Origin of the sequence: Bradyrhizobium sp. CB82, from assembly GCF_029714405.1 — a bacterium.
Taxonomy (GTDB): Bacteria; Pseudomonadota; Alphaproteobacteria; order Rhizobiales; family Xanthobacteraceae; genus Bradyrhizobium.
Genome location: NZ_CP121650.1, coordinates 393,292 through 417,428 on the forward strand (window position 1 = coordinate 393,292; position 24,137 = coordinate 417,428).

Genomic DNA, 24,137 nt, shown 5'->3' on the forward strand with positions numbered 1-24,137 from the left:
TAGGTCCCTACGCTAGTATTGCCACATGTGTGGCCAGTGGAGCCCCCATCAGTTTGTGAGCGCTTGCGCGTTTCACGTTGCAATGCGGCATGAATTGGGCAGTAATTTCGCTATGTGCCCGGATGAAATATCTTGTCATCTGGCCAGATATTCGAGAGCCGTTCAGTGAGCTCTGATGTTAACGACAGGTTAACCGATCGAGTACCTGCGAATACTGTAAAACCAAGTCATCGCGAGGCGCGTTGAGAATTTGATAAGTAATTGACCAAGTGGAGCAGCAACGCCGCGTTCACGCCTCTGCGACATGTGTTCATGGCCGCTATGCGCTGAGGACAGGAACCAATGACGTCGAGGCGGCGCGAGGGCCTATCGGGGTGGCGGCGAGAACGTAGCTGATGACGCCTGCCTCCGACCAAGGCAGGACGGAGAGCCGCAGCCTTTAATTTGGCGTCATGTTGCACCTGCGCGCCTGCTATGTTAGCAAAGCCGCGATTTTAACGAGCCGGCACTTCCCTGTGTCGGTCGAAAATCGAAGTCCCGCTTGAATTCCAAGGGCTTGGATCGCTAGGCGCCGCTTCGTGGCGACGGTTTTTCCCTTGCGAGTTTGACAGCTATAAAGAGCGCGTCTGTGGCTGCAGAAGATACGTCCGTTTCAGGTGTGTCCGGCCGTTATGCAACGGCCTTGTTTGAACTGGCCCGCGACCAGAATGTGGTCGATGCGGTCAAAGCCGATCTCGACAGGTTCGGCACCATGCTCAGCGAAAGCGCCGATCTGAAGCGCCTCGTCCGCAGCCCGGTGTTCTCCGCCGATGCACAGTCCAAGGCGCTCGCCGCTGTGCTGGACAAGGCCGCCATCACCGGCATTTCCGCCAATTTCCTGAAAGTTCTGACGGCCAACCGCCGGCTGTTCGCGGTGGCCGACGTGATCCGCGCCTACAGCGCGCTGGTCGCCAAACATAAAGGCGAGGCCTCTGCCGACGTGACCGTCGCGGAGCAGCTCTCGGACAAGAATCTCGACGCCCTCAAGGCCGCCCTCAAATCGGTGACCGGCAAGGACGTCGCGCTCAACGTGAAAGTTGACCGCTCGATCATCGGCGGCCTCGTCGTCAAGCTTGGCAGCCGCATGATCGATAGTTCGCTTCGCACCAAACTCAATTCGATCAAGCACGCGATGAAAGAGGCAGGCTGATGGACATCCGCGCCGCGGAAATTTCCGCGATCCTCAAGGACCAGATCAAGAATTTCGGCCAGGAAGCTGAAGTCTCCGAAGTCGGACAGGTGCTGTCCGTCGGCGACGGTATCGCTCGCGTCTACGGTCTGGACAACGTTCAGGCCGGTGAAATGGTCGAGTTCGAGAACGGCACCCGCGGCATGGCGCTGAACCTCGAAACCGACAACGTCGGCGTGGTCATCTTCGGCGCCGACCGCGAGATCAAGGAAGGCCAGACCGTCAAGCGCACCCGCGCCATCGTGGACGCGCCGGTTGGCAAGGGCCTTCTCGGCCGCGTCGTCGACGCGCTCGGCAACCCGATCGATGGCAAGGGTCCGATCCAGGCCGACAAGCGCATGCGCGTCGACGTCAAGGCGCCCGGCATCATTCCGCGCAAGTCGGTGAGCGAGCCGATGGCGACCGGCCTCAAGGCGATCGACGCCCTGATCCCGATCGGTCGCGGCCAGCGCGAGCTGATCATCGGCGACCGCCAGACCGGCAAGACCGCGATCGCGCTCGACACTATCCTGAACCAGAAGCCGCTCAACGCGCAGCCGGACGAGAACATCAAGCTGTACTGCGTCTACGTCGCGATCGGCCAGAAGCGCTCCACCGTCGCGCAGTTCGTGAAGGTGCTCGAAGAGCAGGGCGCGCTGGAATATTCGATCATCGTCGCCGCCACCGCCTCCGATCCGGCGCCGATGCAGTACATCGCCCCCTTCACCGGCTGCACCATGGGCGAGTACTTCCGCGACAACGGCATGCATGCCGTCATCATCTATGACGACTTGTCCAAGCAGGCCGTCGCCTACCGCCAGATGTCGCTGCTGCTGCGCCGCCCGCCGGGCCGCGAAGCCTATCCGGGCGACGTGTTCTACCTGCACTCCCGCCTGCTCGAGCGCGCGGCGAAGCTCAACAAGGACCAGGGCTCGGGCTCGCTGACGGCGCTGCCTGTCATCGAAACCCAGGCCAACGACGTGTCGGCCTACATCCCGACCAACGTCATCTCGATCACCGACGGCCAGATCTTCCTGGAAACCGACCTGTTCTTCCAGGGCATCCGCCCTGCCGTGAACGTCGGTCTGTCGGTGTCGCGCGTCGGCTCCTCGGCGCAGACCAAGGCCACCAAGAAGGTCGCCGGCAAGATCAAGGGCGAGCTCGCGCAATACCGCGAAATGGCGGCGTTCGCGCAGTTCGGCTCCGACCTCGACGCCTCGACCCAGCGCCTGCTCAACCGCGGCTCGCGCCTGACCGAGCTCTTGAAGCAGCCGCAGTTCTCGCCGCTGAAGATGGAAGAGCAGGTCTGCGTGATCTGGGCCGGCACCAACGGCTATCTCGATCCGCTCCCGCTCAACAAGGTGAAGGCGTTCGAGGACGGCCTGCTGTCGCTGCTGCGCGGCAAGAACGTCGAGATCCTCAATTCGATCCGCGACAGCCGCGACCTCTCCGACGACACCGCCGCCAAGCTGAAGTCGGTGGTCGAGGGCTTCGCGAAGAGCTTTGCCTGATAGCGCGGCCGGGCAACCCGGCCACGCGTTTCGCTTGACGTAACAAATGAAGAGCGCGTGCCCGGCACACGGCCGGGCATGACGATAGGGATAGGCTAGCGGTCTGATCGGTCGGACCGTCGGGGTGAACGAAGAATGGCGTCTCTCAAAGACATGCGGGTCCGCATCGCCTCCACCAAGGCGACGCAGAAGATCACCAAGGCCATGCAGATGGTGGCGGCCTCGAAGCTGCGCCGCGCCCAGACTGCCGCCGAAGCAGCGCGTCCCTATGCGGACAAGATGTCTGCCGTGATCGCCAATATCGCCAGCGCCGCCGCTGGATCGCCCGGCGCGCCTGCGCTGCTCACGGGCACCGGCAAGGATCAGGTCCACCTGCTCCTGGTCTGCACCGGTGAGCGCGGCCTCTCCGGCGCGTTCAACTCCTCGATCGTGCGTCTGGCGCGCGAGCGCGCGCTGGCGCTGATGAACGAGGGCAAGGAAGTCAAATTCTTCTGCGTCGGCCGCAAGGGCTATGAGCAGCTCCGCCGTCTGTTCGAGAAGCAGATCGTCGAGCATCTCGACCTTCGCAGCGTCCGTCAGCTCGGCTTCGTCAACGCCGAGGACATTGCGAAGAAGGTGCTCGCCCGTTTCGACGCCGGCGAATTCGACGTCTGCACGCTGTTTTATTCCCGCTTCAAGTCGGTGATCGCGCAGATCCCGACCGCCCAGCAGATCATCCCATTGGTGGTCGAAGAGGGCGGTGCGACCAGTGCCACGTCCTACGAATACGAGCCGGAGGAGGACGAGATCCTCACCCGCCTGCTGCCGCGAAATCTCGCGGTGCAGATCTTCCGTGCACTCCTGGAGAACAACGCCTCGTTCTACGGCGCGCAGATGAGCGCAATGGACAACGCCACTCGCAATGCGGGCGAAATGATCCGCAAGCAGACCCTGGTCTACAACCGAACCCGTCAAGCCCAGATCACCAAGGAGCTGATCGAGATCATCTCCGGCGCCGAGGCGGTCTAGCGCACCAATCAACCGACGGTCGTTCAAGTACAGAATTTCGAAGGAGAACCATTCATGGCCACAGCAGCTAACCAGATCGGTCGCGTCACCCAGGTCATGGGCGCCGTTGTCGACGTGCAGTTCGAGGGCCACCTGCCCGCCATTCTCAATTCGCTGGAGACCAAGAACGGCAACAATCGCCTGGTGCTGGAAGTCGCGCAGCACCTCGGTGAGTCCACGGTGCGCACGATCGCGATGGATGCCACCGAAGGCCTGGTGCGCGGCCAGGAAGTGACCGATACCGGCCAGCCGATTGCCGTTCCCGTCGGAGACGGCACGCTCGGTCGCATTATGAACGTAATCGGCGAGCCGATCGACGAAGCTGGTCCGATCAAGGCCGAGGGCATTCGCGCGATCCACCAGGAAGCGCCGACCTATACCGACCAGTCCACTGAGGCTGAAATTCTCGTCACCGGCATCAAGGTCGTCGATCTTCTTGCTCCGTACGCCAAGGGCGGCAAGATCGGCCTGTTCGGCGGCGCCGGCGTCGGCAAGACCGTGCTGATTCAGGAGCTGATCAACAACGTCGCTAAGGCGCACGGCGGTTACTCCGTGTTCGCCGGCGTCGGCGAGCGTACCCGCGAGGGCAACGACCTCTATCACGAGTTCATCGAGTCCAAGGTCAACGCCGATCCGCACAATCCGGATCCGAGCGTGAAGTCGAAGTGCGCGCTGGTGTTCGGCCAGATGAACGAGCCGCCGGGCGCGCGCGCCCGCGTCGGTCTGACGGGTCTCACCGTCGCCGAGCACTTCCGCGACCAGGGCCAGGACGTGCTGTTCTTCGTCGACAACATCTTCCGCTTCACGCAAGCCGGTTCGGAAGTGTCGGCGCTGCTCGGCCGTATTCCTTCGGCGGTGGGTTATCAGCCGACGCTCGCCACCGACATGGGCGCGCTCCAGGAGCGCATCACCACCACGCAGAAGGGCTCGATCACCTCGGTGCAGGCCATTTACGTTCCGGCTGACGACTTGACCGACCCGGCGCCCGCGACCTCGTTCGCGCACTTGGACGCCACCACGGTGCTGTCGCGCGCAATTTCGGAAAAGGGCATCTATCCGGCGGTTGACCCGCTCGACTCGACCTCGCGCATGCTCTCCCCGCTGGTCGTCGGCGAGGAGCACTACGCCGTCGCCCGTCAGGTCCAGCAGGTGCTGCAGCGCTACAAGTCGCTCCAGGACATCATCGCCATTCTCGGCATGGACGAGCTTTCGGAAGAGGACAAGCTGACGGTGGCCCGCGCCCGCAAGATCGAGCGCTTCCTATCGCAGCCGTTCCACGTCGCCGAAGTCTTCACCGGCTCGCCCGGCAAGTTCGTCGAGCTCGCGGACACCATCAAGGGCTTCCGCGGCCTCTGCGAAGGCAAGTACGACCATCTCCCGGAAGCCGCCTTCTACATGGTCGGCACCATCGAAGAGGCGGTCGAGAAGGGCAAGAAGCTGGCTGCCGAGGCGGCCTAAGCAGCGAATGCCGAAATAGGGAGTGGCGACTGGCTGCTCCCTGGTTCGCCACTCACCATTCGCTACTCACCATTCGCAGGTTTCCTTTCCATGGCCACCTTCCACTTCGATCTCGTCTCTCCCGAAAAGCTCGCCTTCGCCGGCGAGGTCGATCAGGTCGACGTTCCCGGCTGGGAAGGTGATTTCGGCGTGCTCGCCGGACATGCGCCGGTGGTGGCCGCGGTGCGGCCGGGCATCCTGACCATCTTCATCGGCGGCCAGAAGCAGAAGGTCATCGTGCTCGGCGGTTTGGCCGAGGTCTCCGACAACCGTCTGACGGTGCTTGCCGACGTTGCGACCTCGATCGATGAGCTCGACCGGGCGCAGTTCGCCGACACGATCGCGCAGATGCAGGAGAAGCTTTCTGAGAAGGAGGGCTCCGAGCTCGACCACGCGGTCGAGCGGCTCGACCACTTCAAGAGCATCCAGCACGAGCTCAACACCACGGCTATGCACTAAGCCCCGGGGCACCGCTCCGGGGCTCGAACTGGAAATAGTTGAATAAACTCAGCGCTCGTCACACCCGTGACGGGCGCTGAAACCTTGTTGCACCGCGTCTTGGATAACGGCATTCTGCTGCGGCAGACGGAGTTCCAGGGCTGGTACAGATGAAACGCAAGATCGCGGCGATCTTCGCGGCTGATATTGCCGGTTATTCCAGACGGGTCGCGGAAGACGAAGAGGAGACGCTGCGGCGTCTCGCGTCTTGTCGGGCCGTCGTCGACGATTTCATCGCGAAAGCTGGCGGGCGGATCTTCAATACCGCCGGCGATGCCGTGCTCGCGGAATTCCCGAGCGCGGTGGACGCGGTGCGCTGAACCCCGACGGCGACCGCGGCAGCCTCGACGCAGGCTCCGCCGCCGGCCGCCGCCAAGTTTCCGGCCGACTCCGTCCCCTTCGTCAACGAGCGCGTCCGCAACTACCTGGCTGGCGAATATTCCGCTGCCGGAGACTACAAGGCCTTCGCGCTCAATGTCGGGGGCTTCACGGGCTCCGCGTTGCACCAGCCGAACGAGGAGGCCGCGCGCAAATGCGCCAAGCGCGACAGCGATTGCCACGTCATCGCGATTGGCCCCTTCACGGTTGGCCCGATCGATTGAAGCGGGCTCGCGGCCTCTGGTCGAGGACTTGCATCGTGGCGCGACCCCGCGCCTGACGATGCCGAAGTCGGGCAACCGCGGCGGCAAGAACCGCGCCGCCCGGCGACTGCCACCATTCCGGGTACATCATCGCTACCGCCATCGCGCGCTGACCGGAGTTTAGGCGTTGGCGCTTGACGTTGTTCGAGACGATCTTACCTTCGTATAGGGCTCCCATGAGCAAGGAGACCGCGCCTTGAACGTTCTTTGCCAGCTCCTCCTCTCGAGCGCTCTTGGCCTGCTGCCAACGCTCGTCCATGCGCAGGAAGGTGAGCAGAACCAGGCCGCTCATCGCCACCATCCCGCGCAGGATCAGCTTCTGCACGAGAGGTTTTATTCGACGTGGCACATGCCTGATAACCCGGCGTTCAGCTGTTGCAATAATGCGGACTGCTACCCGACCGAAATCAAATCTGTCGACGGCAAGATCTATGCGAAGCGCCGGGAGGACGGGAAATACATTCTCATTCCGCCCCAGAAAATAGAGCGGAACAGGGATAACCCCGACGGCCGCAATCACCTTTGCGCTCCACCGCCGGGCTTCGCGAAGAACCCCGTCGATACCGTCTACTGCTTCGCGTTGGGGGGCGCCACGTGAAATGTTGGTGAATGGCAGGATGCCTTAACCGGAAGTCCACATAGCTCACGCTCGCGCTGCTGCCGTCACCGAAGCGGACAGACAAAGCCGTGATCATCGGATTACGGTTGGCTGATCCGCACACCAATGCACGTGGCAACGTTCACGGCGGGCTGCGCAGATCGGGCAATGGCTCACCGTGGAAAGCGACGTCATCAAAACCGGCAGGACGATCTGCTTCGCACAAAGCCTAATCAAGGCCGACGACAGCGTAATCGTTCGGGCGAACGCTACGTTCCGCGTGGTGCCGAAGCACGAGGGCGACACCCATCCCCGCTAGCCCGTCAATGCACTCACGTCACCAGCGCAACGGGCAGAGGCGACAGGCGAGGCCATAGGAAGGCCGCCCAGGGCCCGGGGCGGCAGCACCGGCGGCCACGCGGCGCAGCCAGCCGGGCTATCCACAAGGGAAGCGGCGAACGGGCAGAACTCCAGTCGGGACCAGCGGGGAGAGGTGAACTCCTGATGCCGCACGGTTCAGCCTGGTCGCATCGTGCAAAGGGCGCTACCGATCGACATTGCGGCGATTTGCGCCCCGCCGCTGATTTTGCCCGGGGAATCAGTGGCTTCTCTGAACCCACAGCGCATCGTGCCGGCGGTTTGCCCGCTCCTTTGCATGGGGTTGTTTTTCGATATTTTAGGTTGCGAAGCGCGCGAAGTGCTGCGCTACCGCGCGATAAACCTCGCGGCGGAACGGCACCACGAGATCGGCGACGCGGTCCAGATGCTCCCAGCGCCAGGCATCGAACTCCGCGGGCTGGCCGTTGCGCGGCGTCAAAGGATCGATCTCCTCGTCGCGTCCGGTGAAGCACAGCGCAAACCATTTTTGCCGCTGACCGCGGAATTTCGCCAGGCGATGCGTTTGCGGTCCGTCATAGGATGGGAATTCGTAAGTGAGCCAATCGGTCTCGCCGAGATACTCGGCACTCTTGACGCCGGTCTCTTCCCAGAGTTCGCGCATGGCGGCATCGCGCAGGTTCTCGCCTTCGTCGACGCCGCCCTGCGGCATCTGCCAGTCCAGTCCCGGCAGGATGATCTCCGGGCCGTCACCCCGGAAGCGATGGCCGATCAGCACCAGGCCGTCGGCATTGAACAGCGCGATCCCGACATTGGGACGATAGGGTTTCTGATCGGACACGGACTTCTTTCTTTGTCATTTTCTTTGTCATTCCGGGGCGCGCCACGGGGACCGCGCGGAGCGCGGCCCGATGACAGGCTCCACGCCAGCCCGGAATCCATAACCACAGGCGGCAGGCGGTTGAAAGCTCGTCCGACTAAAGCATGATCCGGAAAAGTGTGAAGCGGTTTTCCCTCGCGACAAACGCGGAACGCGTTTGCGCGGAGATCATGCGCAAACAACAACCTAAAGCGCGATGACGATTCATCCTAATCTCATCGCGCTTTAGTCGTCCGCGAGCGCGGCAAATTCCTGCACCACGCGATCATAGACCGGGCGCTTGAAGGGAATGATCAGCGAGGAAAGATTCTTCATCGGCTCCCAGCGCCAGCTGACGAATTCCGCCTTGTGGCCGCCGCCGCCGGGATTGGCGACGTCGATCTCGCTGTCCTTGCCAGTGAAGCGCATGGCGTACCATTTCTGGCGCTGGCCGCGGTAACGGCCTTTCCAGGCACGGCCCGCTACGGTGCGCGGAATGTCGTAGGTGAGCCAGTCTGCGACCTCGCCGAGCCGTTCCACCGAGCGCACGCTGGTCTCCTCGTAAAGCTCGCGCCTGGCGGCCTCCCACGTATCCTCACCGGGATCGACACCGCCCTGCGGCATCTGCCAGACATGGGTCTCGTCGACATGCTCGATGCCGCCGGCGCGGCGCCCGATGAAGACCAGTCCGTGCTTGTTGAGAAGCATTACCCCGACGCAGGTGCGGTAGGGCAGATCCTCGTAACGCGCCATTCCGCCAAACCTCTCGCCACTCGTGGCCGACCCTTTCGGCCCCGTGGGACCTGCCGTGCCAATCCGTTGATTCAGCTGGATTTTGATTTCAACATCGCGGTTGTCAATGGCACCAGCAGGACACCGCGGTCGGGAAGCGTCTTGATCCAGGCGCCGATTCGCTCGATCGAGACGGGAAGGGCGGAGGCGGTGCCGATCGCGACGCCGCGCTCGCGGGCGACGGATTCGAGCCTGTTCAGGGCGCGGTCGATCTCGGCGCCGGTCGGTACCGCGTCGATCGCGATGTCGCCCTTGCCGAACGGCATGGCCTGGCTTGCGGCGGCCTGGGGCGCGACGCTGCGCGGCGAGGAGCCGTCGTCGAAGAAGCCGAGGCCGCGCTTGGCCGCCTCGCGTACGATCGGCTGCATCGCCGCGTCGGTGGCAATGAAACGCGCGCCCATGAAATTGGCGAGGCCCGCATAGCCCTGCATCCGGCTCAGGTGCCAGTACAGCCGGTCCATGTTCTGGTCGGCGCTGAGCGAGGTGAGCAGGGTCTGCGGGCCCGGATCATTGTCGGGGAAGTCGTAGGGCTCCATCGGGATCTGGAGGAAGATCTCGTGGCGCTGGGCGCGGGCGCGCTCGGCGAACTTGCCGGGATCGGCGCCATAGGGGGTGAAGGCCAGCGTCACCGCGCCCGGCAGTTTCATGATCGCATCGGCGGTCTTGGCGGCGCCGACGCCGAGCCCGCCGATGACGATCGCGACAACCGGCGTATTGGCCGCCTTGGCGCGATCGGCGTCCGCCGCATAGGCAGTGAACGGTTTCAGATCGGCGGCTGCGACCGGGATCATGCCGTAGCGCGACTTCTCGAGCAGCCGCTGGTCGACCCCGGACATGACGGCGGGCGCTGCGGCGGCTGGCTCGCCTTTGTCGGCAGCCTCGCTGCCGCTGCCGATCACGACGTCATGGCGGGCGCCGCTGGAGCCGTCGATGATGGTGACGGTCTTCTGGTCGCCGCTTGCCGCCTGCTTCGGCGCCGCCTTGGTCTCGTGGCCCGAACTTTCGGGCGCGGCGGCCGCCGGCTTGTCCTCGGCCGCCTTCTGCTCGCGGATGGCAACGCGCGCGATCGGCTCGCCGCCGAGCGGGTCCTTATGAAAGATGGCAAAGCCGGCAAAGGTCGCGAGAAACAGGAGAAGCAGGACGGCGAGCGCCTGGAGCCCCGTGAACGGCAGCCGCAGCCGGCGTTTCCGGCGCGGCTTGTCTTGTCCGAGCGGGGCGCTCAGATCATCGGCCGTTTCAGTCATGCGCGATCCCGAATCACTCAGGCCGACGATACCACGGCCGGGTCAAGCGGCGGCAGGCCGTGGGTGTACCGGGCTCAAGCCCTCCCAGCAAAAAAGGCGGCTCATGGAGCCGCCCTTTTGTCGAGACCGCGCGATTTCCGCGTTGTGTCAGTTCGCCGCTTTTGGCTTGTCGGCCACGGCCTTGCTGTCACCGGGCGTGGGTGCCGCAGAGGCGCTGTTCTTGATGCCGTGCAGGAGATCGTCGGCCATCTTGAGCGCCTTGTCGTCCTTGGCATCCGGCGGAACGTAGGACTGCGAGCCGGTCTTCTCGTCGCCGTCATTCTTGAGGTGGCCGCGCAACGAGGCCTCGCCCTTGGTGTCGGTACGGGACTTCAGCTCGTCCGGCACGTCCTGGAGCACTTCGATGTCGGGCACGATGCCCTTGGCCTGGATCGACTTGCCCGACGGCGTGTAGTAGCGCGCCGTGGTCAGCCGCAGCGCGCCGTTGCCGCTGCCGAGCGGAATGATGGTCTGCACCGAGCCCTTGCCGAAGGAGCGCGTGCCGACGATGGTCGCACGCTTGTGGTCCTGCAGCGCGCCGGCGACGATTTCTGAAGCCGAGGCCGAGCCGCCATTGACCAGCACGATCACCGGCTTGCCCTTGGTCAGGTCGCCCGGATGAGCGGAGCGGCGCTGCGTCTCCTCGGCATTGCGGCCACGGGTCGACACGATCTCGCCGCGCTCCAGGAAGGAGTCGGACACGGTGACCGCTTCCTCAAGAAGGCCGCCGGGGTTGTTGCGGAGGTCGATGACGTAGCCCTTCAGCTTGTCTCCGATCTGATTCGAAAGATTGGCGATTTCCTTCTTCAGGCCTTCGGTGGTCTGCTCGTTGAAGGTGGTGATGCGGATATAGGCGATGTCGTCGGCCTCGACGCGCGCGCGCACCGAGCGGACGCGGATGTTGTCGCGCACCAGCGTGACCTCGATCGGATTGTCGACGCCCTTGCGGATGATCTTGAGCTTGATCTTGGTGTTGACGGGGCCGCGCATCTTCTCGACCGCCTGGTTCAGGGTCAGGCCCTGCACCGCTTCGTCGTCGAGATTGGTGATGATGTCGTTGGCCATGACGCCGGCGCGGGAGGCCGGGGTGTCGTCGATCGGCGAGACCACCTTGATCAGGCCGTCCTCCATGGTGACCTCGATGCCGAGGCCGCCGAACTCGCCGCGGGTCTGCACCTGCATGTCACGGAAGCTCTTGGCGTCCATGTAGCTGGAGTGCGGATCGAGGCCGGAGAGCATGCCGCTGATGGCCGATTCGATCAGCTTGGTGTCGTCGGGCTTTTCGACATAGTCGGAACGCACGCGCTCGAACACGTCGCCGAACAGATTGAGCTGGCGGTACGTGTCCGCGGTCGCGGCGCGCGCGCTCGAGCCCATGAACACCGCGCGCGGCTGGGTCACGAACAGCGTCAGCGCCGCACCGGTGGCCGCGCTGAGGAGGATAACTGAAGTCTTGCGCATCATCCGCGAACCTTCTCGCCTTCATTTGCGGCCCACCATGGGCCTGGATCGATTGGAGTGCCGTCTTTGCGGAACTCGACATAGAGCACGGGTTCATTCGCATTGGTGGCGAGAATGGAGGCGACTTGAGATGTCGACCCCATGGTCGCGACCGGCTCCCCCGTGAGCACAAACTGTCCGATGTTTACCGAAATGCGCTCCATCCCGGCGATCAGGACATGATACCCGCCCCCAGCGTTAAGGATCAAGAGTTGTCCATAGCTGCGGAACGGGCCGGAATAGACCACCCAGCCGTCACACGGCGTCGTGACCTGGGAGCCGGGCCTACTTGCCAAAGAAATGCCCTTTTGTACGCCGCCGAGGCCGTCGGAACCGCCGAAATCCCTGATCTTGGTACCGTTGACAGGCAGGGGCAGTAGGCCCTTGGCAGAGGCGAAGGCGATTGCTGGGCTGGTCCGGGAACGGTCCTTGAAGGCGGCCGGCCCTGGCTTGGCGTTGGCGGCGGCCTTTGCCTCGGCCTGCTTTGCGGCCTCGGCCGCCTTCTCAGCAGCCTTGGCGGCGCTTTGCAGGTCCTGCTCCATCTTGGTGATCAGGCCCTGGAGGTCGCCCACCTGCCGGGAGAGCGTCATGGCGCGCGCATTCTCGGCATCGAGGTCCTTTTCCCGCGAGGCCTGTTGGCGCTGCCGCTCGTCGACGAGGGCTGCAAGCCTCGTCTGATCGTTGCGGACCTTGTCGCGGTCGGAGGCGAGCTGGTCGCGCTCGGTTGCGATGGTCTTGCGCAAGGCCACGAGCTCGCCGAGTTCGCTTGCGATCTTTTCGGCGCGGCCACGCAGTTCCGGAACCACGGCGCCGAGCAGCATCGCCGTGCGCAGCGATTGCAGCGCGTCCTCGGGCCGTACCAGGAGCGCCGGCGGCGTCCTTCGTCCGGCGCGCTGGAGCGCGGCCAGGACCTCGACCATCTCGGCGCGCCGCGACACGAGCGAAGCGCGCATCTCCTGCTCGCGTCCATTGAGCGCGGTCAGCCGCTGCTCGGCCTCGCCGATCTTGGTCTCGACGGTGCGGACATTGGCGGCGGTGTCGATCAGCTGCTGGTTGAGCTGGGTGCGGTCCTGACCGAGCGAGGCGATCTCGGCCTTCAGTTTGGCCTGCGCCTCCTCGGCGCTCTTCTGCCGCTGCCGCGCGGCTTCGAGCTCCTGCTCGCGCTGCTTGATCGCATCCTCCGAGATCGCGGCAGTCGTCTGCGGCGCGGGCGTCGCCGTCTGCGCGGCCGCCGGCGCAAGGTGGCTGCCGGCAAAGCCTGCGATCAGCAACAGGTTGAAAAGCGGCGCCCGCATCTCGTCGGAAAAGGTGCTCGTTGAGGCGCGGATCACGCGCGATGATAGGGATGGCCGGCCAGGATGGTTGCGGCCCGATAAAGCTGTTCCAGGAGCATGACGCGGACCATTTGGTGCGGCCATGTCGCCGAGCCGAACGCGATCGCGAGCTTGGCCTTACGGCGCAATTCGGGCGAAAGTCCGTCCGCCCCGCCGATGATGAATATTGTATGCGCGCTACCCTCGTCGCGCCAGCGGCCGAGATTCCGTGCAAATACGGTCGAACCGAGATTTTGCCCGCGCTCGTCCAGCGCCACGATCACCGACTTGTCGGGAATATGCGCTTCGATCGCAGCGGCCTCTTCGGCCATGCGCGTTGCGGCGTCGCGCGCGCGGCTTTCGGGAATTTCGCAGATCGTGAGCTCGCGAAACCCGAGCTTGCGGCCGACCTCGTCGAACCGCTCGAAGTAGCGATCGGCAAGCTCCCGTTCGGGGCCCTGCTTCAGCCGGCCAACCGCAATGACTGCAACACGCATAGCATTCTTAGAATCGCGTCTTGAGAGCCGCGTTTTCAGACCGCGCACACCACGCGCGCGCACGACGCTAGCATGCGCGCCAGCCGATTCGATATCGGCCTCTTCAGCCTCTAGATCGCCTTCGCCGCCCCAGGGCCCTGCGTGTACAATCTCTCGAGATTGTAGAACTCACGGACCTCGGGTCTGAACACGTGCACGATCACATCGCCGGAATCGATCAGCACCCAGTCGCAATTGGGCAAGCCCTCGACATGGATGTTCTTGAGGCCGGTTTCCTTGAGGCCCTTCGTGACGTTTTCCGCGATCGCGCCAACGTGCCGGTTGGCCCGGCCCGTGGTGACGATCATGTAGTCGGAGTACGCCGATTTGCCGCGAAGGTCGATGGTGACCGTCTCTTCCGCCTTCATATCCTCGAGGCGGGAGAGGATCAGGCTCAGCGTCTTGTCGGCGTCGGGTTGCGCCTTCAAGGCCGCAGCTTGGGTCGATGTTTTACGCGTAGGCTTAGCAACCTTGGGTAAAACAGACTTGGACAATACAGATGTGGCCAGGGACCATTCCTTTCACTGTATCGCGAACGCCGAATCCCGCGCTCACTGGTTACACTACATCATGTGGGGTTAAGGGTTTCAATATGCCAGAGCGTGTTCCTCGCACGATCCGCCTCACGCGATGCCTCATTTGGCCGCCTTCCAGCTGCCGTCCGGGTTCCGCAAGGTGGTTGACGACAGGCTGAGCTTCAGCCCGGGGAGGAAGACCCATGCCGGCGCCTGCCGGTCCGCGAGCTGCGCTGCCTCGTTCTCGGGCAAACGGTAACGGGCGAGTGCCTGGGCGGCGGGCGAGGCGAGGGCCCGAAAGCTTTGCGGCGGGCGGTCGATGACCGCCATCGGCACCTGGGCAGCAATGCGCTGCCAGTCCTGCCAGCGATGGAATTGCGCGAGATTGTCGGCGCCCATGATCCAGACAAAGCGCAAGCCGCTTGCGCGGCGGCGCAAGAAGTTGATCGTGTCGATAGTGTAGCGCGTGCGGATGACGGATTCGAGACAGCTCACCTCGATGCGCGGATCGTCGGCGACATCGCGTGCTGCCTTCATGCGTTCGCCGAGCGCATGCAGCGCGCCGTTCTCCTTCAAGGGATTGCCCGGCGTCACCAGCCACCACACGCGATCGAGTTGCAAGCGCGTGAGCGCGAAGCGGCTGATCGCGCGGTGTGCGTGATGCGGCGGATTGAAGGAGCCGCCGAGCAGCCCGACGCGCATGCCATCGGTGTAGGGCGGCAATGCTTGCGCCACGAAGCGCGGCACGGCGAAATTGTTGCTCAATGCCCGCCCTGCGAGGTCACGGCCGCGTCTGTCCGGTGCCGTGGACGCGGTACTTGAAACTCGTGAGCTGCTCGGCGCCGACCGGGCCGCGGGCGTGGAATCTGCCGGTGGCTATACCGATCTCAGCGCCGAAGCCGAATTCGCCGCCATCGGCGAATTGCGTCGAGGCGTTGTGCAGGACGATCGCGGAATCCACTTCGCTCAAAAACTTCTGCGCCGCAGCTTCGTCCTTGCTGACGATCGCGTCGGTGTGATGCGAGCCATGACTCTGGATATGCGCGATCGCGCCGTCGACGCCGTCCACCACTTTCGCCGCGATGATCGCGTCGAGATATTCGGTGTCCCAGTCGTCCTCGCTGGCGGGTTTTACGCGCGCATCTGTCTTTTGCACGGCGTCGTCACCGCGCACTTCGCAGCCGGCATTGATCAGCATCTCGACCAGCGGCTTCAGGCTTTTCGCGGCGCCGGCGCGATCGACGAGCAACGTCTCGGCCGCGCCGCAGACGCCGGTACGGCGCATCTTGGCATTGAGCACGATCGACTTCGCCATATCGAGATCGGCGCTGCCATCGACATAGACGTGGTTGACGCCTTCGAGATGCGCGAACACCGGCACGCGCGCCTCCGCCTCGACGCGCGCGACCAGGCTCTTTCCCCCGCGCGGCACGATCACGTCGACGGCGCCGTTCAGACCCGCAAGCATCATGCCGACCGCCGCGCGGTCGCGCGTCGGCACCAGCGTGATCGCAGCCTCAGGCAGGCCTGCCTCGCGCAGACCCTGCACCAGGCATTCGTGGATCGCGCGGCAGGAGCGGAAACTGTCGGAGCCGCCGCGCAGGATCACGGCATTGCCGGACTTCAGGCACAGCACGCCGGCATCGGCCGCGACATTGGGCCGGCTCTCGAAGATCACGCCGACGACGCCGAGGGGCACGCGCACGCGCTCGATGGTCATGCCGTTCGGCCGCTGCCAGCTCTCGGTGACGACGCCGACGGGATCGGCAATGCCGCGCACGATGGCGATGCCCTCGGCCATCGCCTCGACGCGCGCGGGCGTCAACGTGAGACGGTCGATGAAGGCGCCTGTCGCATTGCCGCTGCTGCGGGCCTCGGCAACGTCCTCCGCATTGGCCGCGAGAATCGCGGCCGCGTTCTGGCGGACCGCCCGCTCCATGGCCTCCAGCGCCCGGTTCTTCCGCTCCGCCGGCGCCAGCGCCAGCACGCGCGCCGCAGCGCGGGCTTGGGCGGCGAGATCGGTCATCAGCGCCTGGAGGTCGGCGGTGCCGTCGAGGGCTTTGAGGGGGGCGGCCATGGCTAGTTCAACCTTCTGCTAAGGCGGTGTCCTAGCACGGAAATCCCGGGCCTGCGAAGGGTTGGAAGGGTATGGCAGGGCTTCCATTGGCGGGTCAGTGCTCGGCCAATGGCCCAGTTCTCGTCATGGCCGGGCTTGACCCCGCCATCCACGCCTTGTCCGGGACGAGACAGCGTGGATGCCCGGGACATAGGCGAGCGAAGCAACGCCGTCCTTCGGACGGCTATGCCCGGGCATGACGGCTGGAGTTCTTCCGTGCCTTACCCGCCCACCACCAGATCATCGCGGTGGATCATCTCCGACCTGCCGCTGATGCCGAGGACGGCCATCACGTCAGGCGAGGAGCGGCCCTTGATCCGCTCGGCATCGTCGGCGTCATAGGCGATCAGGCCGCGGCCGATTTCGCGCATGTCGGGGCCGCGCACGATCACGGCATCGCCGCGGGCGAACTGACCCTCGACCTTGATCACGCCCGCCGGCAACAGGCTGGCGCCTGCGCGAAGCGCGGCGACCGCGCCGGCGTCGATCGTCAGCGTGCCCTTCGGCTCCAGCGAGCCCGCGATCCAGCGCTTTCGCGAGGTCACGGGATTGGCAGGCGTCAGGAACCAGGTGCAGCGGCCGCCGTCTGCGATCGCCAGCAAGGGGTGCTCGATCTTGCCCGAGGCGATCAGCATATGTGTGCCGCCGGTGGTCGCGATTTTCGCCGCCTCGACCTTGGTTCGCATGCCGCCGCGCGACAATTCGGACCCGGCGTCGCCTGCCACAGCCTCGATCTCCGAGGAGATGCTGTCGACCACCGGAATCAGCCGTGCGTTCGGATTGTTCTTCGGCGGCGCATCGTAGAGCCCGTCGATGTCGGAGAGCAGCACCAGGAGGTCGGCGCTCGCCATGGTGGCCACGCGCGCGGCGAGGCGGTCATTATCGCCATAGCGGATCTCGTTGGTCGCGACCGTGTCGTTCTCGTTGATCACGGGGATTGCGCGCCACTCCAGGAGCTTGCCGATGGTCGAGCGCGCGTTGAGATAGCGGCGCCGCTCCTCGGTGTCCTGGAGCGTCACCAATATCTGCCCGGAGCCGATGCCATGGGCCCCGAGCACCTCCGACCAGATCCGCGCCAGCGCGATCTGCCCGACGGCAGCGGCCCCCTGGCTCTCCTCGAGCTTCAGCGGCCCACGCGGCAGCTTGAGCCGGCTGCGGCCGAGCGCGATCGAGCCGGAGGAGACGATCAGGACATCGCGCCCCTCGCGGTGCAGCTTTGCGAGGTCGGCCGCAAGCGCGGCCAGCCAGGACGCGCGCACTTCGCCGGCGTCGGAATCGACCAGCAGGGCCGAGCCGACCTTGACCACGATGCGGCGGAATTGACTGAGTTCGGGGCTGGCCATGGGCGCGCTTGCGACGATCTGCTCTGCATTTGGGAAGCGGCGGAGCAAAAAGGCGGCGCCGGTGAGGCCTGCTTTTGCAGCAGGACGATGGCCGGCGCAAGGCGGGGCAGCAGGTAAACAGCGTTAACGGCCTTGTCTGCCAGCGCGGCACCTGTCTAATGCGGCCGGGCAAGACGGAGGACACGCATGGATCGCCGTGACTTCATCGCCGGATGTCTCAGCCTGCCGCTGCTGGCGCCGGCGGGCCGGGCACACGGCCAAGCCGGGCTGACCAAGATCATCTTCCCGTTCGCGGCGGGCGCCGGCGGCGATACGCTGTGCCGGCTGATCGCGCAGGACATGGCGCCGGTGCTGCAGAAGACCATCGTCGTCGAGAACCGCACCGGCGGCGACGGCCTGATCGGCATCAAGGCCGTGAAGGGCGCCAATCCCGACGGCAGCATGGTGCTGGTGACGACGGGTCCCACCATGTATCTGCTGCCGATGGTGGAGACGACGCCGACCTTCGATACGGCGAAGGATTTCATGCCGGTGTCGCTGCTGGCGCGCTTCGAGTTCGCCGTCGTGATCGGGCCGGCCATCGCAGCCAGGAATTTCGGCGAGTTCGTCGCCTGGCTGAAGGCGAATCCGGACAAGGCGACGTTCGGCGTGCCCAGCAACGGTACCATCCCGCACTTCATGGGCTCGAAGCTGGAGAAGGACCTCGGCATCCCCTTAAGCCGTGTGCCCTATCGCGGCAGCGCGCCGGTCCTCAACGATCTCGTGGGCGGCCATGTGCCGTTCGGCATCACGACGCTGGCCGACGCGCTTCCGCAGCATCGCGCCAAGGGCGTGACGATCATCGCCGTCTCGAGCGCAGAGCGTTCGCCGTTCGCGCCGGATGTTCCGACGCTGAAGGAGAGCGGCATCGATCTCGTCGCGGACGCCTGGTACGGCATGTGGCTTCCCGCCGGCAGCCCGCCGGAATTTGCGAGCAAGCTCAGCGCGGCGGCGGCCGCAGCGCTCGCCAAGCCCGAGGTGAAGGAGAAGCTCACGGGAATCGGACTCATTCCGATCGGCAGCACGGCGGACGGGTTGGCTCAAGAGCTCGCCGCGAACACGGCCTTCTGGCAGCCGATCGTGAAAGCGACGGGGTATAAGATCGAGAATTGATTTCTCTCCCTCTCCCCGTTCTTACGGGGAGAGGGTTGGGGTGAGGGGCTGTCTCCGCAAATGCAGTGAGAGTTGGATTCGCGGAGGCTTCCCCTCACCCGCCGCGCTTCGCGCGTCCGCCTCTCCCCGCAGGCGGGGAGAGGCGAAATACTCACAACTTCGCGCGCTGTGCGATGCCGTCGCGGATTGCGGTCAGCTCGGCTTCGTCCCAGATGCCGATCAAAAACCCGCCCTTCACCTGCAGCTGGTTGTCGGCATAGGCCGCGATCTTCTCAGGGGGTGTTGTGATGTGACCGCTCGGATGCAGCGCCCAGTCGAACAGCTCGGCCTGCAGCCGCGCAATGATTGCGGCGCAATCAGGATCGTCGCCACGATCGACAAACTCGTCCGGATCGGTCTCGAGGTCGTACAGCATCGGGCGGAAGCCGGAGGCGTGGATGTATTTCCAGCGGCCGTCGAACACCATGAACAGTCGGCAGCGCTCGATCGGCTGGTTCAATTTCAGCCGCACGTCCTGCATGGCGTAGTCGTATTCGGAGAAAGCGACCTTGCGCCATTCCGGCTTCTCACCGCGCAGCAGCGGCAATAGCGAACGGCCCTCGAGGATGTGGCCCGGCACCTTGCCGCCAAAGTAGTCGACGAAGGTTGGTGCGAGATCGATGCCCTCGACCAGCGCGTCGCATTGCGTGCCGCGTGTGGCATCCGCCTCCTGCGAGGGATCGATCACGATCAGCGGGATCTTCGCCGACTGCTCGTGGAACAGATCCTTTTCGCCCATCCAGTGATCGCCGAGATAATCGCCATGATCCGACGTGAACACGATCATGGTGGTCTCAAGCAGGCCGCGCTCTTCCAGAAACTTCATCAGCACGCCCATCTGGTCGTCGATCTGCGTGATCAGGCCCATATAGGTCGGGATTACCTTCTCGCGGGCGTCGTCGCGTGCCATGTTGCGGGAGTAACGCATGTCCATATAGGCGCCGAACACCGGATGCGGGTTCTGCCGCTCGCGCTCGGAGCGGATCGCCGGCCGCATGTCTGACGTCTTGTACATGCTGGCGTAGGGCTCCGGCGCGATGTAGGGCCAGTGCGGCTTGATGTAGGACAGATGCAGACACCACGGCCGGCTATCGCTCTCGGCCTCGGTGATGAAATCCATCGCGCGGCGCGTCATGTAGGGCGTTTCGGAATGCTCGTCCGGCACGCGGGCGGCCTTGTCGGCGTGCACCAGCAGCCAGCCGTTCTGCAAGGTGCCGTCGTTGGCAGCACCTGAATTCGCCCAATGCTCCCAGGGATTGGTTGCCTCAAATCCTTGGCTGCGCAGATACTCGTCGTATTTCGGACGCGGCCGGCCCGTCGGATGCAGGCCGTCGTCGCGCTCATAGGGCTCGAAACCGCATTCGGCGACGTGCACGCCGATGATCGATTCCGGCGGGATGCCGAGCATCTTCATGCCTTCGAGGTCGGGCGCCATGTGGGTCTTGCCGACCAGCACGTTGCGCACGCCGATCTTGTTGAGATGATCGCCGAGCGTCGGCTCGCCGACGCGTAAGGGCCAGCCGTTCCAGTGCGAGCCATGCGAGCGCATGTAGCGCCCGGTGTAGAACGACATGCGCGACGGCCCGCAGATCGGCGACTGCACATAGGCCTTGGAGAACAGCACGCCACGCTTCGCCATGGCGTCTATGTTCGGCGTCTTCAGCGAGGGGTGACCGGTGCAGCCGAGATAGTCGTAGCGAAGCTGGTCGCACATGATCCAGAGAACGTTCTTCGCGCGCGACATGGTTCGCCCCCGCTTTTCTTGATTGCTCGATGCTGCGCCATCGCGTCGGCGAAGACATCCAGGCTGGGTTCAACGCTCGACGTCGACCGACCACGGCTCCGCTTCGGCGGCGCTCTTGGCCTTGCTGGACACCGGGCTTTCGCCGATCACGTCCGCGAGCGCGCGCAGCGCTTCCTTGACGCCCTGGCCGGTGATGCCGGAGAGCAGCAGGGGCGTCTTCTTGGCGGCGCGCTTGAGGCGGTCCTTCTGCTTCTTCAATTCATCCGGCTCGACCGCGTCGATCTTGTTCAGCGCGACGATCTCGATCTTGTCGGTCAGCAGCCCGCCATAGGCATCAAGCTCCTTGCGCACTGTCTTGTACGCCTTGCCGGCGTGCTCGGACGTGGCGTCGACGAGATGCAGCAGCACGCGGCAGCGCTCGACATGGCCGAGGAAGCGGTCGCCGAGGCCGGCGCCCTCATGCGCGCCCTCGATCAGACCCGGAATATCCGCCAGCACGAATTCGCGGCCGTCGGCATTCACGACGCCGAGTTGCGGATGCAGGGTGGTGAAGGGATAGTCGGCGATCTTCGGCTTTGCCGCGCTGACCTTGGAGAGGAAGGTGGACTTGCCGGCGTTGGGAAGCCCAACCAGGCCGGCGTCGGCGATCAGCTTCAGCCGCAGCCAGATCCAGCGCTCTTCGCCGGGCTGGCCGGGATTGGCGTTGCGCGGCGCGCGGTTGGTCGACGACTTGAAATGCGCGTTGCCGAAACCGCCATTGCCGCCCTCGGCGAGCACGAACTTTTCGCCGACCTTGGTGAAGTCGTGGATCAGCGTCTCGCGGTCTTCGTCGAAGATCTGCGTGCCCACCGGCACCTTCAGCACGATCGCCTTGCCGTTGGCGCCGTGGCGGTCCGAGCCCATGCCGTTCTCGCCCTTCTGGGCCTTGAAATGTTGCTGGTAGCGGTAGTCGATCAGCGTGTTGAGCCCGTCCGCGACCTCGATGACGACATTGCCGCCGCGGCCGCCATTGCCGCCGGACGGGCCGCCGAATTCGATGAACTTCTCGCGGCGGAACGCCACGCAGCCGTTCCCGCCGTCACCCGAACGGATATAGACCTTTGCTTCGTCGAGGAATTTCATGGGCCATAGGTAGGGCAGGGGAGCGGGCGCGGCAACCCGAACTTGCCCGGGAGGGGAGCGAAATTCCGCGATTTTCGGCCCTTGCTTGACCCTTAAGATCAGGCCGGCCGCCGGCGGATGAGGAATTTCTGCGTCCCTTCCAGCACCAGCTCCTTGCGCTGGTTGTAGACGGTGCTCGCGAGCGCGACCACGCCGGTCGAGCGGCCCGGCACGAGCTCGGTCACCTCGAGCGCCGGATCGATCGTGTCGTCGGCGAACACCGGCTTGAGAAAGCGGCTCGATTGCTCGAGGAAGCCGACCAGGGACTCTTCGACCATGAACGGAAACAGGCCTGCTCCGGGCGCGGTGTGGATCAGCGTCTGGAAGCCGTGGGCGAGCAGGTTCGGCATGCCGCGGGCGCGGCAAATCTCCACGTCGCAGTGCACCGGTTGGGTGTCGCCGCTCGCGGTCTGGAACGCGGCGAACAGGGCCGAGGTGTGCGTGCGGCTCGGCAGCACGAAGCGTTCGCCGAGGACGAAATCCTCAAACCAGCGTTGCGCTGGGATCATGCGGTGCTGGTTCGGATTGAACGCGGTCATGTCGAGTGCTCTCTTGCCGGAGATACCAATCGCTACCGCGATGCGAGGAGCGCGACAATATGTTCAATTCGTCATGACCGGGCTTGTCCCGCGGCTCCACGTCATTAAAACGACCGCAAGCGAATCTATTCGCCGGTTTCTGACGCTCCTTCCGCCCGTCATTGCGAGCGAAGCGAAGCAATCCAGTCTGTCTCCGCGAAAGCAGTCTGGATTGCTGAAGTCGCTTTTGTTCCTCGCAATGAGGAGTCTCCACGAACGACAGCAATGCCTATCTTCAAGAAACTCTCGGCCTATGACGAACGCTCGGCGCGGTTGGCCGGCATTTTGCTGATGGTGCTGTCGATCTTCATGTTCTCGTTCGGCGATGCCATGGGCAAGTTCATCGTCGCGACCTATTCGGTAGGGCAGCTTCTGTTTCTGCGCGCCTGCGCGGCCTTGCTCGTGCTGGCACCAACGATCTGGCGGCAGCGTCACGAATTCATTCATCTGGAGCGGCCTTGGTTGCAACTCTTCCGCGTGGTGCTCTCGACGCTGGAGGTGGCGGCCTTCTTCCTCGCGACCGTCTATCTGCCGCTCGCCGACGTCATCACCTATTATCTGGCAGGTCCGATCTTCGTCACCGCGCTATCCGCGATCGTCTTGGGCGAGCAGGTCGGCTGGCGGCGCTGGACCGCGATCCTGATCGGCTTTTCCGGCGTCCTGATCGCCTTGCGGCCGTCGGCGCAGACGGTGAGCCTGCCGGCGCTGATTGCGCTCGGCGGCAGCCTGTCGTTTGCGACGCTGATGCTGGTCACGCGTTCGCTGCGCGCCACTCCCGACATCGTGATGGCCTCCTCGCAGTTCGGCGGAACGTTCCTGCTCGGGCTCGGCCTCTCCATGTTTCATTGGGTGCCGCCCAGCGCGGGCAGCCTCGTGCTGTTTGTGCTGTCCGGCTGCACTTCGGTGGCGGCGCTTCTGTGCGTCAACCGTTCGCTCAAGCTCGCGCCGGCGAGCGTTGTGGTGCCCTATCAATATTCGATGATCGTCTGGGCCGTGATCTTCGGCTTCATCGTGTTCGGCGACGTGCCGCAGATCGCCACCATCATCGGCGCCGCCATCATCATCGGAGCCGGCTTCTACATCTATCTGCGTGAGCGGGATCTGGGACGGCAGGATGACCAGGTGAATCCGCCCGTGTAAGAGCGGCGCCACAAATCTGCTGTCGTCCCGGACTCGCGCTTCGCGCGCCCCGGGACGACGGCCGTTGTTGCGGCGACGCCGTGCCTATCTGACCCGCCGCGCGCTGCTCCAGCTCTTCAGCGAGGACCACACGCCGCGCGACAGGCGGAAGCAGTCGACGGGGGTCGAGGATCCCAGCGCGTAGAAGCGATGCAGCTGGACGCCGCTCCACTGGAAGCCGCACTTTTCCAGCACGTTGCGCGAGGCCGGATTGGTGACGCGCGCACCCGCATAGAGATGATCCTCGGAAAACTCCTCGAAGAAGAAGTCGATCGCCCCGCGCGCAGCCTCGGTGGCGAAGCCCTTGCCCCAATGCTCGACGCCGAGCCAATAGCCGAGCTCGGCGCTATCGGGCGTCGAACAGTCGATGCCGATCATGCCGACGGGCGCATTGTCATGCTCGATCAGGAACACGGTCTCGTTGCCGAGCTCGGCGGTGGCGCGGATGAATTCCACGGCGTCGTCGTGCGAATAGGGATGCGGCAGGCGGCGCGTGTTCTCGGCGATGCGGCGGTCGTTGGCGAGGCGGGCGATCGCCTTGACGTCGGCGAGTGTCGGCTTGCGCAAGGTCAGCCGCTCGGTGGCGACGACGTTCGGCCTCGCTTCGCGCAAGGTCGTGCTCGAAAAGTCCTGCAACATGTCCGGCTCCGTCAAAGACTTAAAGTCAAAACGAAAAGGGGAGGCCGGTTTCC

The 24,137-nt window shown here is 64.5% G+C and carries 22 protein-coding genes and 2 pseudogenes; 9 read left to right on the plus strand and 15 right to left on the minus strand.

Going from position 1 to position 24,137, the window contains the following annotated elements:
* The first annotated feature begins 628 nt into the window (after positions 1-628).
* The 6 genes and pseudogenes from QA640_RS01880 to QA640_RS48235 form a co-directional block, all read left to right on the plus strand.
* Positions 629-1,189, plus strand: a complete 561-nt coding sequence (locus tag QA640_RS01880; protein ID WP_283039092.1) for a F0F1 ATP synthase subunit delta — start codon at positions 629-631, stop codon at positions 1,187-1,189.
* Positions 1,189-2,718: a F0F1 ATP synthase subunit alpha gene (gene atpA / locus QA640_RS01885; protein WP_283039093.1), complete on the plus strand. Its 1,530-nt coding sequence runs from the start codon at positions 1,189-1,191 to the stop codon at positions 2,716-2,718. Before QA640_RS01880 ends, atpA begins: the two co-directional genes overlap by 1 nt.
* A gap of 135 nt (positions 2,719-2,853) precedes the next feature.
* Positions 2,854-3,726 carry a F0F1 ATP synthase subunit gamma gene (locus QA640_RS01890; RefSeq protein WP_283039094.1) on the plus strand — a complete coding sequence of 291 codons (873 nt, stop codon included), beginning with the start codon at positions 2,854-2,856 and terminating at the stop codon, positions 3,724-3,726.
* A 54-nt stretch (positions 3,727-3,780) separates the two neighbouring features.
* Positions 3,781-5,223, plus strand: a complete 1,443-nt coding sequence (atpD, locus tag QA640_RS01895; RefSeq protein WP_283039095.1) for a F0F1 ATP synthase subunit beta — start codon at positions 3,781-3,783, stop codon at positions 5,221-5,223.
* A gap of 90 nt (positions 5,224-5,313) precedes the next feature.
* On the plus strand, positions 5,314-5,721 hold the full coding sequence (locus QA640_RS01900) for a F0F1 ATP synthase subunit epsilon (RefSeq protein ID WP_283039096.1): 408 nt from the start codon (positions 5,314-5,316) through the stop codon (positions 5,719-5,721).
* A gap of 149 nt (positions 5,722-5,870) precedes the next feature.
* Positions 5,871-6,290 (plus strand): annotated as a pseudogene (locus QA640_RS48235) (hypothetical protein); the annotation flags it as partial.
* A 49-nt stretch (positions 6,291-6,339) separates the two neighbouring features.
* On the opposite strand, the gene QA640_RS01910 reads toward QA640_RS48235, so the two are convergent.
* On the minus strand, positions 6,340-6,921 hold the full coding sequence (locus tag QA640_RS01910; RefSeq protein ID WP_283039098.1) for a hypothetical protein: 582 nt from the start codon (positions 6,919-6,921) through the stop codon (positions 6,340-6,342).
* Positions 6,922-7,070: 149 nt separating this feature from the next.
* Between QA640_RS01910 and QA640_RS01915 the strand changes: the two are divergent.
* Positions 7,071-7,318 (plus strand): annotated as a pseudogene (locus tag QA640_RS01915) (thioesterase); the annotation flags it as partial.
* A 357-nt stretch (positions 7,319-7,675) separates the two neighbouring features.
* On the opposite strand, the gene QA640_RS01920 reads toward QA640_RS01915, so the two are convergent.
* The 10 genes from QA640_RS01920 to proB form a co-directional block, all read right to left on the minus strand.
* Entirely contained in the window at positions 7,676-8,176 is a 501-nt protein-coding gene (locus QA640_RS01920) for an RNA pyrophosphohydrolase (RefSeq protein ID WP_283039099.1), read from the minus strand.
* A gap of 264 nt (positions 8,177-8,440) precedes the next feature.
* Positions 8,441-8,947: an RNA pyrophosphohydrolase gene (locus QA640_RS01925; protein WP_283039100.1), complete on the minus strand. Its 507-nt coding sequence runs from the start codon at positions 8,945-8,947 to the stop codon at positions 8,441-8,443.
* Between the two features lie 71 nt (positions 8,948-9,018).
* On the minus strand, positions 9,019-10,230 hold the full coding sequence (locus QA640_RS01930; protein WP_283039101.1) for a divergent polysaccharide deacetylase family protein: 1,212 nt from the start codon (positions 10,228-10,230) through the stop codon (positions 9,019-9,021).
* 147 nt (positions 10,231-10,377) lie between these two features.
* Complete coding sequence (locus QA640_RS01935; protein WP_283039102.1) at positions 10,378-11,733, minus strand: S41 family peptidase; 1,356 nt, start codon at positions 11,731-11,733, stop codon at positions 10,378-10,380.
* Positions 11,730-13,064 (minus strand): peptidoglycan DD-metalloendopeptidase family protein, encoded by a 1,335-nt coding sequence (locus QA640_RS01940; protein ID WP_283043092.1) that lies wholly within the window; start codon positions 13,062-13,064, stop codon positions 11,730-11,732. Before QA640_RS01940 ends, QA640_RS01935 begins: the two co-directional genes overlap by 4 nt.
* Positions 13,065-13,096: 32 nt before the next feature.
* Positions 13,097-13,579 carry a 23S rRNA (pseudouridine(1915)-N(3))-methyltransferase RlmH gene (rlmH, locus tag QA640_RS01945; RefSeq protein ID WP_283039103.1) on the minus strand — a complete coding sequence of 161 codons (483 nt, stop codon included), beginning with the start codon at positions 13,577-13,579 and terminating at the stop codon, positions 13,097-13,099.
* A gap of 110 nt (positions 13,580-13,689) precedes the next feature.
* A complete protein-coding gene (rsfS, locus tag QA640_RS01950) occupies positions 13,690-14,046 on the minus strand; it encodes a ribosome silencing factor (RefSeq protein ID WP_283039104.1) in 357 nt (118 codons plus the stop codon).
* A gap of 207 nt (positions 14,047-14,253) precedes the next feature.
* Entirely contained in the window at positions 14,254-14,898 is a 645-nt protein-coding gene (locus QA640_RS01955) for a nicotinate-nucleotide adenylyltransferase (RefSeq protein ID WP_283039105.1), read from the minus strand.
* Positions 14,899-14,914: 16 nt separating this feature from the next.
* Positions 14,915-16,210 carry a glutamate-5-semialdehyde dehydrogenase gene (locus tag QA640_RS01960; protein WP_283039106.1) on the minus strand — a complete coding sequence of 432 codons (1,296 nt, stop codon included), beginning with the start codon at positions 16,208-16,210 and terminating at the stop codon, positions 14,915-14,917.
* A 260-nt stretch (positions 16,211-16,470) separates the two neighbouring features.
* Complete coding sequence (proB, locus tag QA640_RS01965) at positions 16,471-17,592, minus strand: glutamate 5-kinase (protein WP_283039107.1); 1,122 nt, start codon at positions 17,590-17,592, stop codon at positions 16,471-16,473.
* 186 nt (positions 17,593-17,778) lie between these two features.
* Here proB and QA640_RS01970 point away from each other — a divergent pair, with 186 nt between their 5' ends.
* Positions 17,779-18,744 carry a Bug family tripartite tricarboxylate transporter substrate binding protein gene (locus QA640_RS01970; protein ID WP_283039108.1) on the plus strand — a complete coding sequence of 322 codons (966 nt, stop codon included), beginning with the start codon at positions 17,779-17,781 and terminating at the stop codon, positions 18,742-18,744.
* Positions 18,745-18,895: 151 nt separating this feature from the next.
* Here QA640_RS01970 and QA640_RS01975 read toward each other — a convergent pair whose 3' ends face one another.
* The 3 genes from QA640_RS01975 to QA640_RS01985 all read right to left on the minus strand — a co-directional run bounded on the left by QA640_RS01975 (position 18,896) and on the right by QA640_RS01985 (position 22,227).
* Positions 18,896-20,527 (minus strand): alkaline phosphatase family protein, encoded by a 1,632-nt coding sequence (locus QA640_RS01975; protein ID WP_283039109.1) that lies wholly within the window; start codon positions 20,525-20,527, stop codon positions 18,896-18,898.
* A gap of 69 nt (positions 20,528-20,596) precedes the next feature.
* Positions 20,597-21,649, minus strand: coding sequence for a GTPase ObgE (gene obgE / locus QA640_RS01980; protein WP_283039110.1), 1,053 nt, complete (start codon positions 21,647-21,649; stop codon positions 20,597-20,599).
* Positions 21,650-21,747: 98 nt separating this feature from the next.
* On the minus strand, positions 21,748-22,227 hold the full coding sequence (locus tag QA640_RS01985; protein ID WP_283039111.1) for a MaoC family dehydratase: 480 nt from the start codon (positions 22,225-22,227) through the stop codon (positions 21,748-21,750).
* Positions 22,228-22,491: 264 nt separating this feature from the next.
* On the opposite strand from QA640_RS01985, the gene QA640_RS01990 reads away from it, so the two are divergent.
* Entirely contained in the window at positions 22,492-23,406 is a 915-nt protein-coding gene (locus QA640_RS01990; protein ID WP_283039112.1) for a DMT family transporter, read from the plus strand.
* Positions 23,407-23,490: 84 nt separating this feature from the next.
* Here the strand turns inward: QA640_RS01990 and QA640_RS01995 are convergent, their stop codons facing one another.
* Positions 23,491-24,084 carry a GNAT family N-acetyltransferase gene (locus QA640_RS01995; protein WP_283039113.1) on the minus strand — a complete coding sequence of 198 codons (594 nt, stop codon included), beginning with the start codon at positions 24,082-24,084 and terminating at the stop codon, positions 23,491-23,493.
* Positions 24,085-24,137: the final 53 nt, after the last annotated feature.

Bases quoted from the DNA above. Each gene is read 5' to 3' on its own strand.
- atpA (WP_283039093.1), top strand. From the start codon at position 1,189: ATGGACATCCGCGCCGCGGAAATTTCCGCGATCCTCAAGGACCAGATC.
- QA640_RS01890 (WP_283039094.1), top strand. From the start codon at position 2,854: ATGGCGTCTCTCAAAGACATGCGGGTCCGCATCGCCTCCACCAAGGCG.
- atpD (WP_283039095.1), top strand. From the start codon at position 3,781: ATGGCCACAGCAGCTAACCAGATCGGTCGCGTCACCCAGGTCATGGGC.
- QA640_RS01900 (WP_283039096.1), top strand. From the start codon at position 5,314: ATGGCCACCTTCCACTTCGATCTCGTCTCTCCCGAAAAGCTCGCCTTC.
- QA640_RS01925 (WP_283039100.1), bottom strand. From the start codon at position 8,947: ATGGCGCGTTACGAGGATCTGCCCTACCGCACCTGCGTCGGGGTAATG.
- QA640_RS01930 (WP_283039101.1), bottom strand. From the start codon at position 10,230: ATGACTGAAACGGCCGATGATCTGAGCGCCCCGCTCGGACAAGACAAG.
- QA640_RS01935 (WP_283039102.1), bottom strand. From the start codon at position 11,733: ATGATGCGCAAGACTTCAGTTATCCTCCTCAGCGCGGCCACCGGTGCG.
- QA640_RS01940 (WP_283043092.1), bottom strand. From the start codon at position 13,064: ATGCGGGCGCCGCTTTTCAACCTGTTGCTGATCGCAGGCTTTGCCGGC.
- rlmH (WP_283039103.1), bottom strand. From the start codon at position 13,579: ATGCGTGTTGCAGTCATTGCGGTTGGCCGGCTGAAGCAGGGCCCCGAA.
- QA640_RS01960 (WP_283039106.1), bottom strand. From the start codon at position 16,210: ATGGCCGCCCCCCTCAAAGCCCTCGACGGCACCGCCGACCTCCAGGCG.
- proB (WP_283039107.1), bottom strand. From the start codon at position 17,592: ATGGCCAGCCCCGAACTCAGTCAATTCCGCCGCATCGTGGTCAAGGTC.
- QA640_RS01970 (WP_283039108.1), top strand. From the start codon at position 17,779: ATGGATCGCCGTGACTTCATCGCCGGATGTCTCAGCCTGCCGCTGCTG.
- QA640_RS01975 (WP_283039109.1), bottom strand. From the start codon at position 20,527: ATGTCGCGCGCGAAGAACGTTCTCTGGATCATGTGCGACCAGCTTCGC.
- obgE (WP_283039110.1), bottom strand. From the start codon at position 21,649: ATGAAATTCCTCGACGAAGCAAAGGTCTATATCCGTTCGGGTGACGGC.
- QA640_RS01985 (WP_283039111.1), bottom strand. From the start codon at position 22,227: ATGACCGCGTTCAATCCGAACCAGCACCGCATGATCCCAGCGCAACGC.
- QA640_RS01990 (WP_283039112.1), top strand. From the start codon at position 22,492: ATGCCTATCTTCAAGAAACTCTCGGCCTATGACGAACGCTCGGCGCGG.
- QA640_RS01995 (WP_283039113.1), bottom strand. From the start codon at position 24,084: ATGTTGCAGGACTTTTCGAGCACGACCTTGCGCGAAGCGAGGCCGAAC.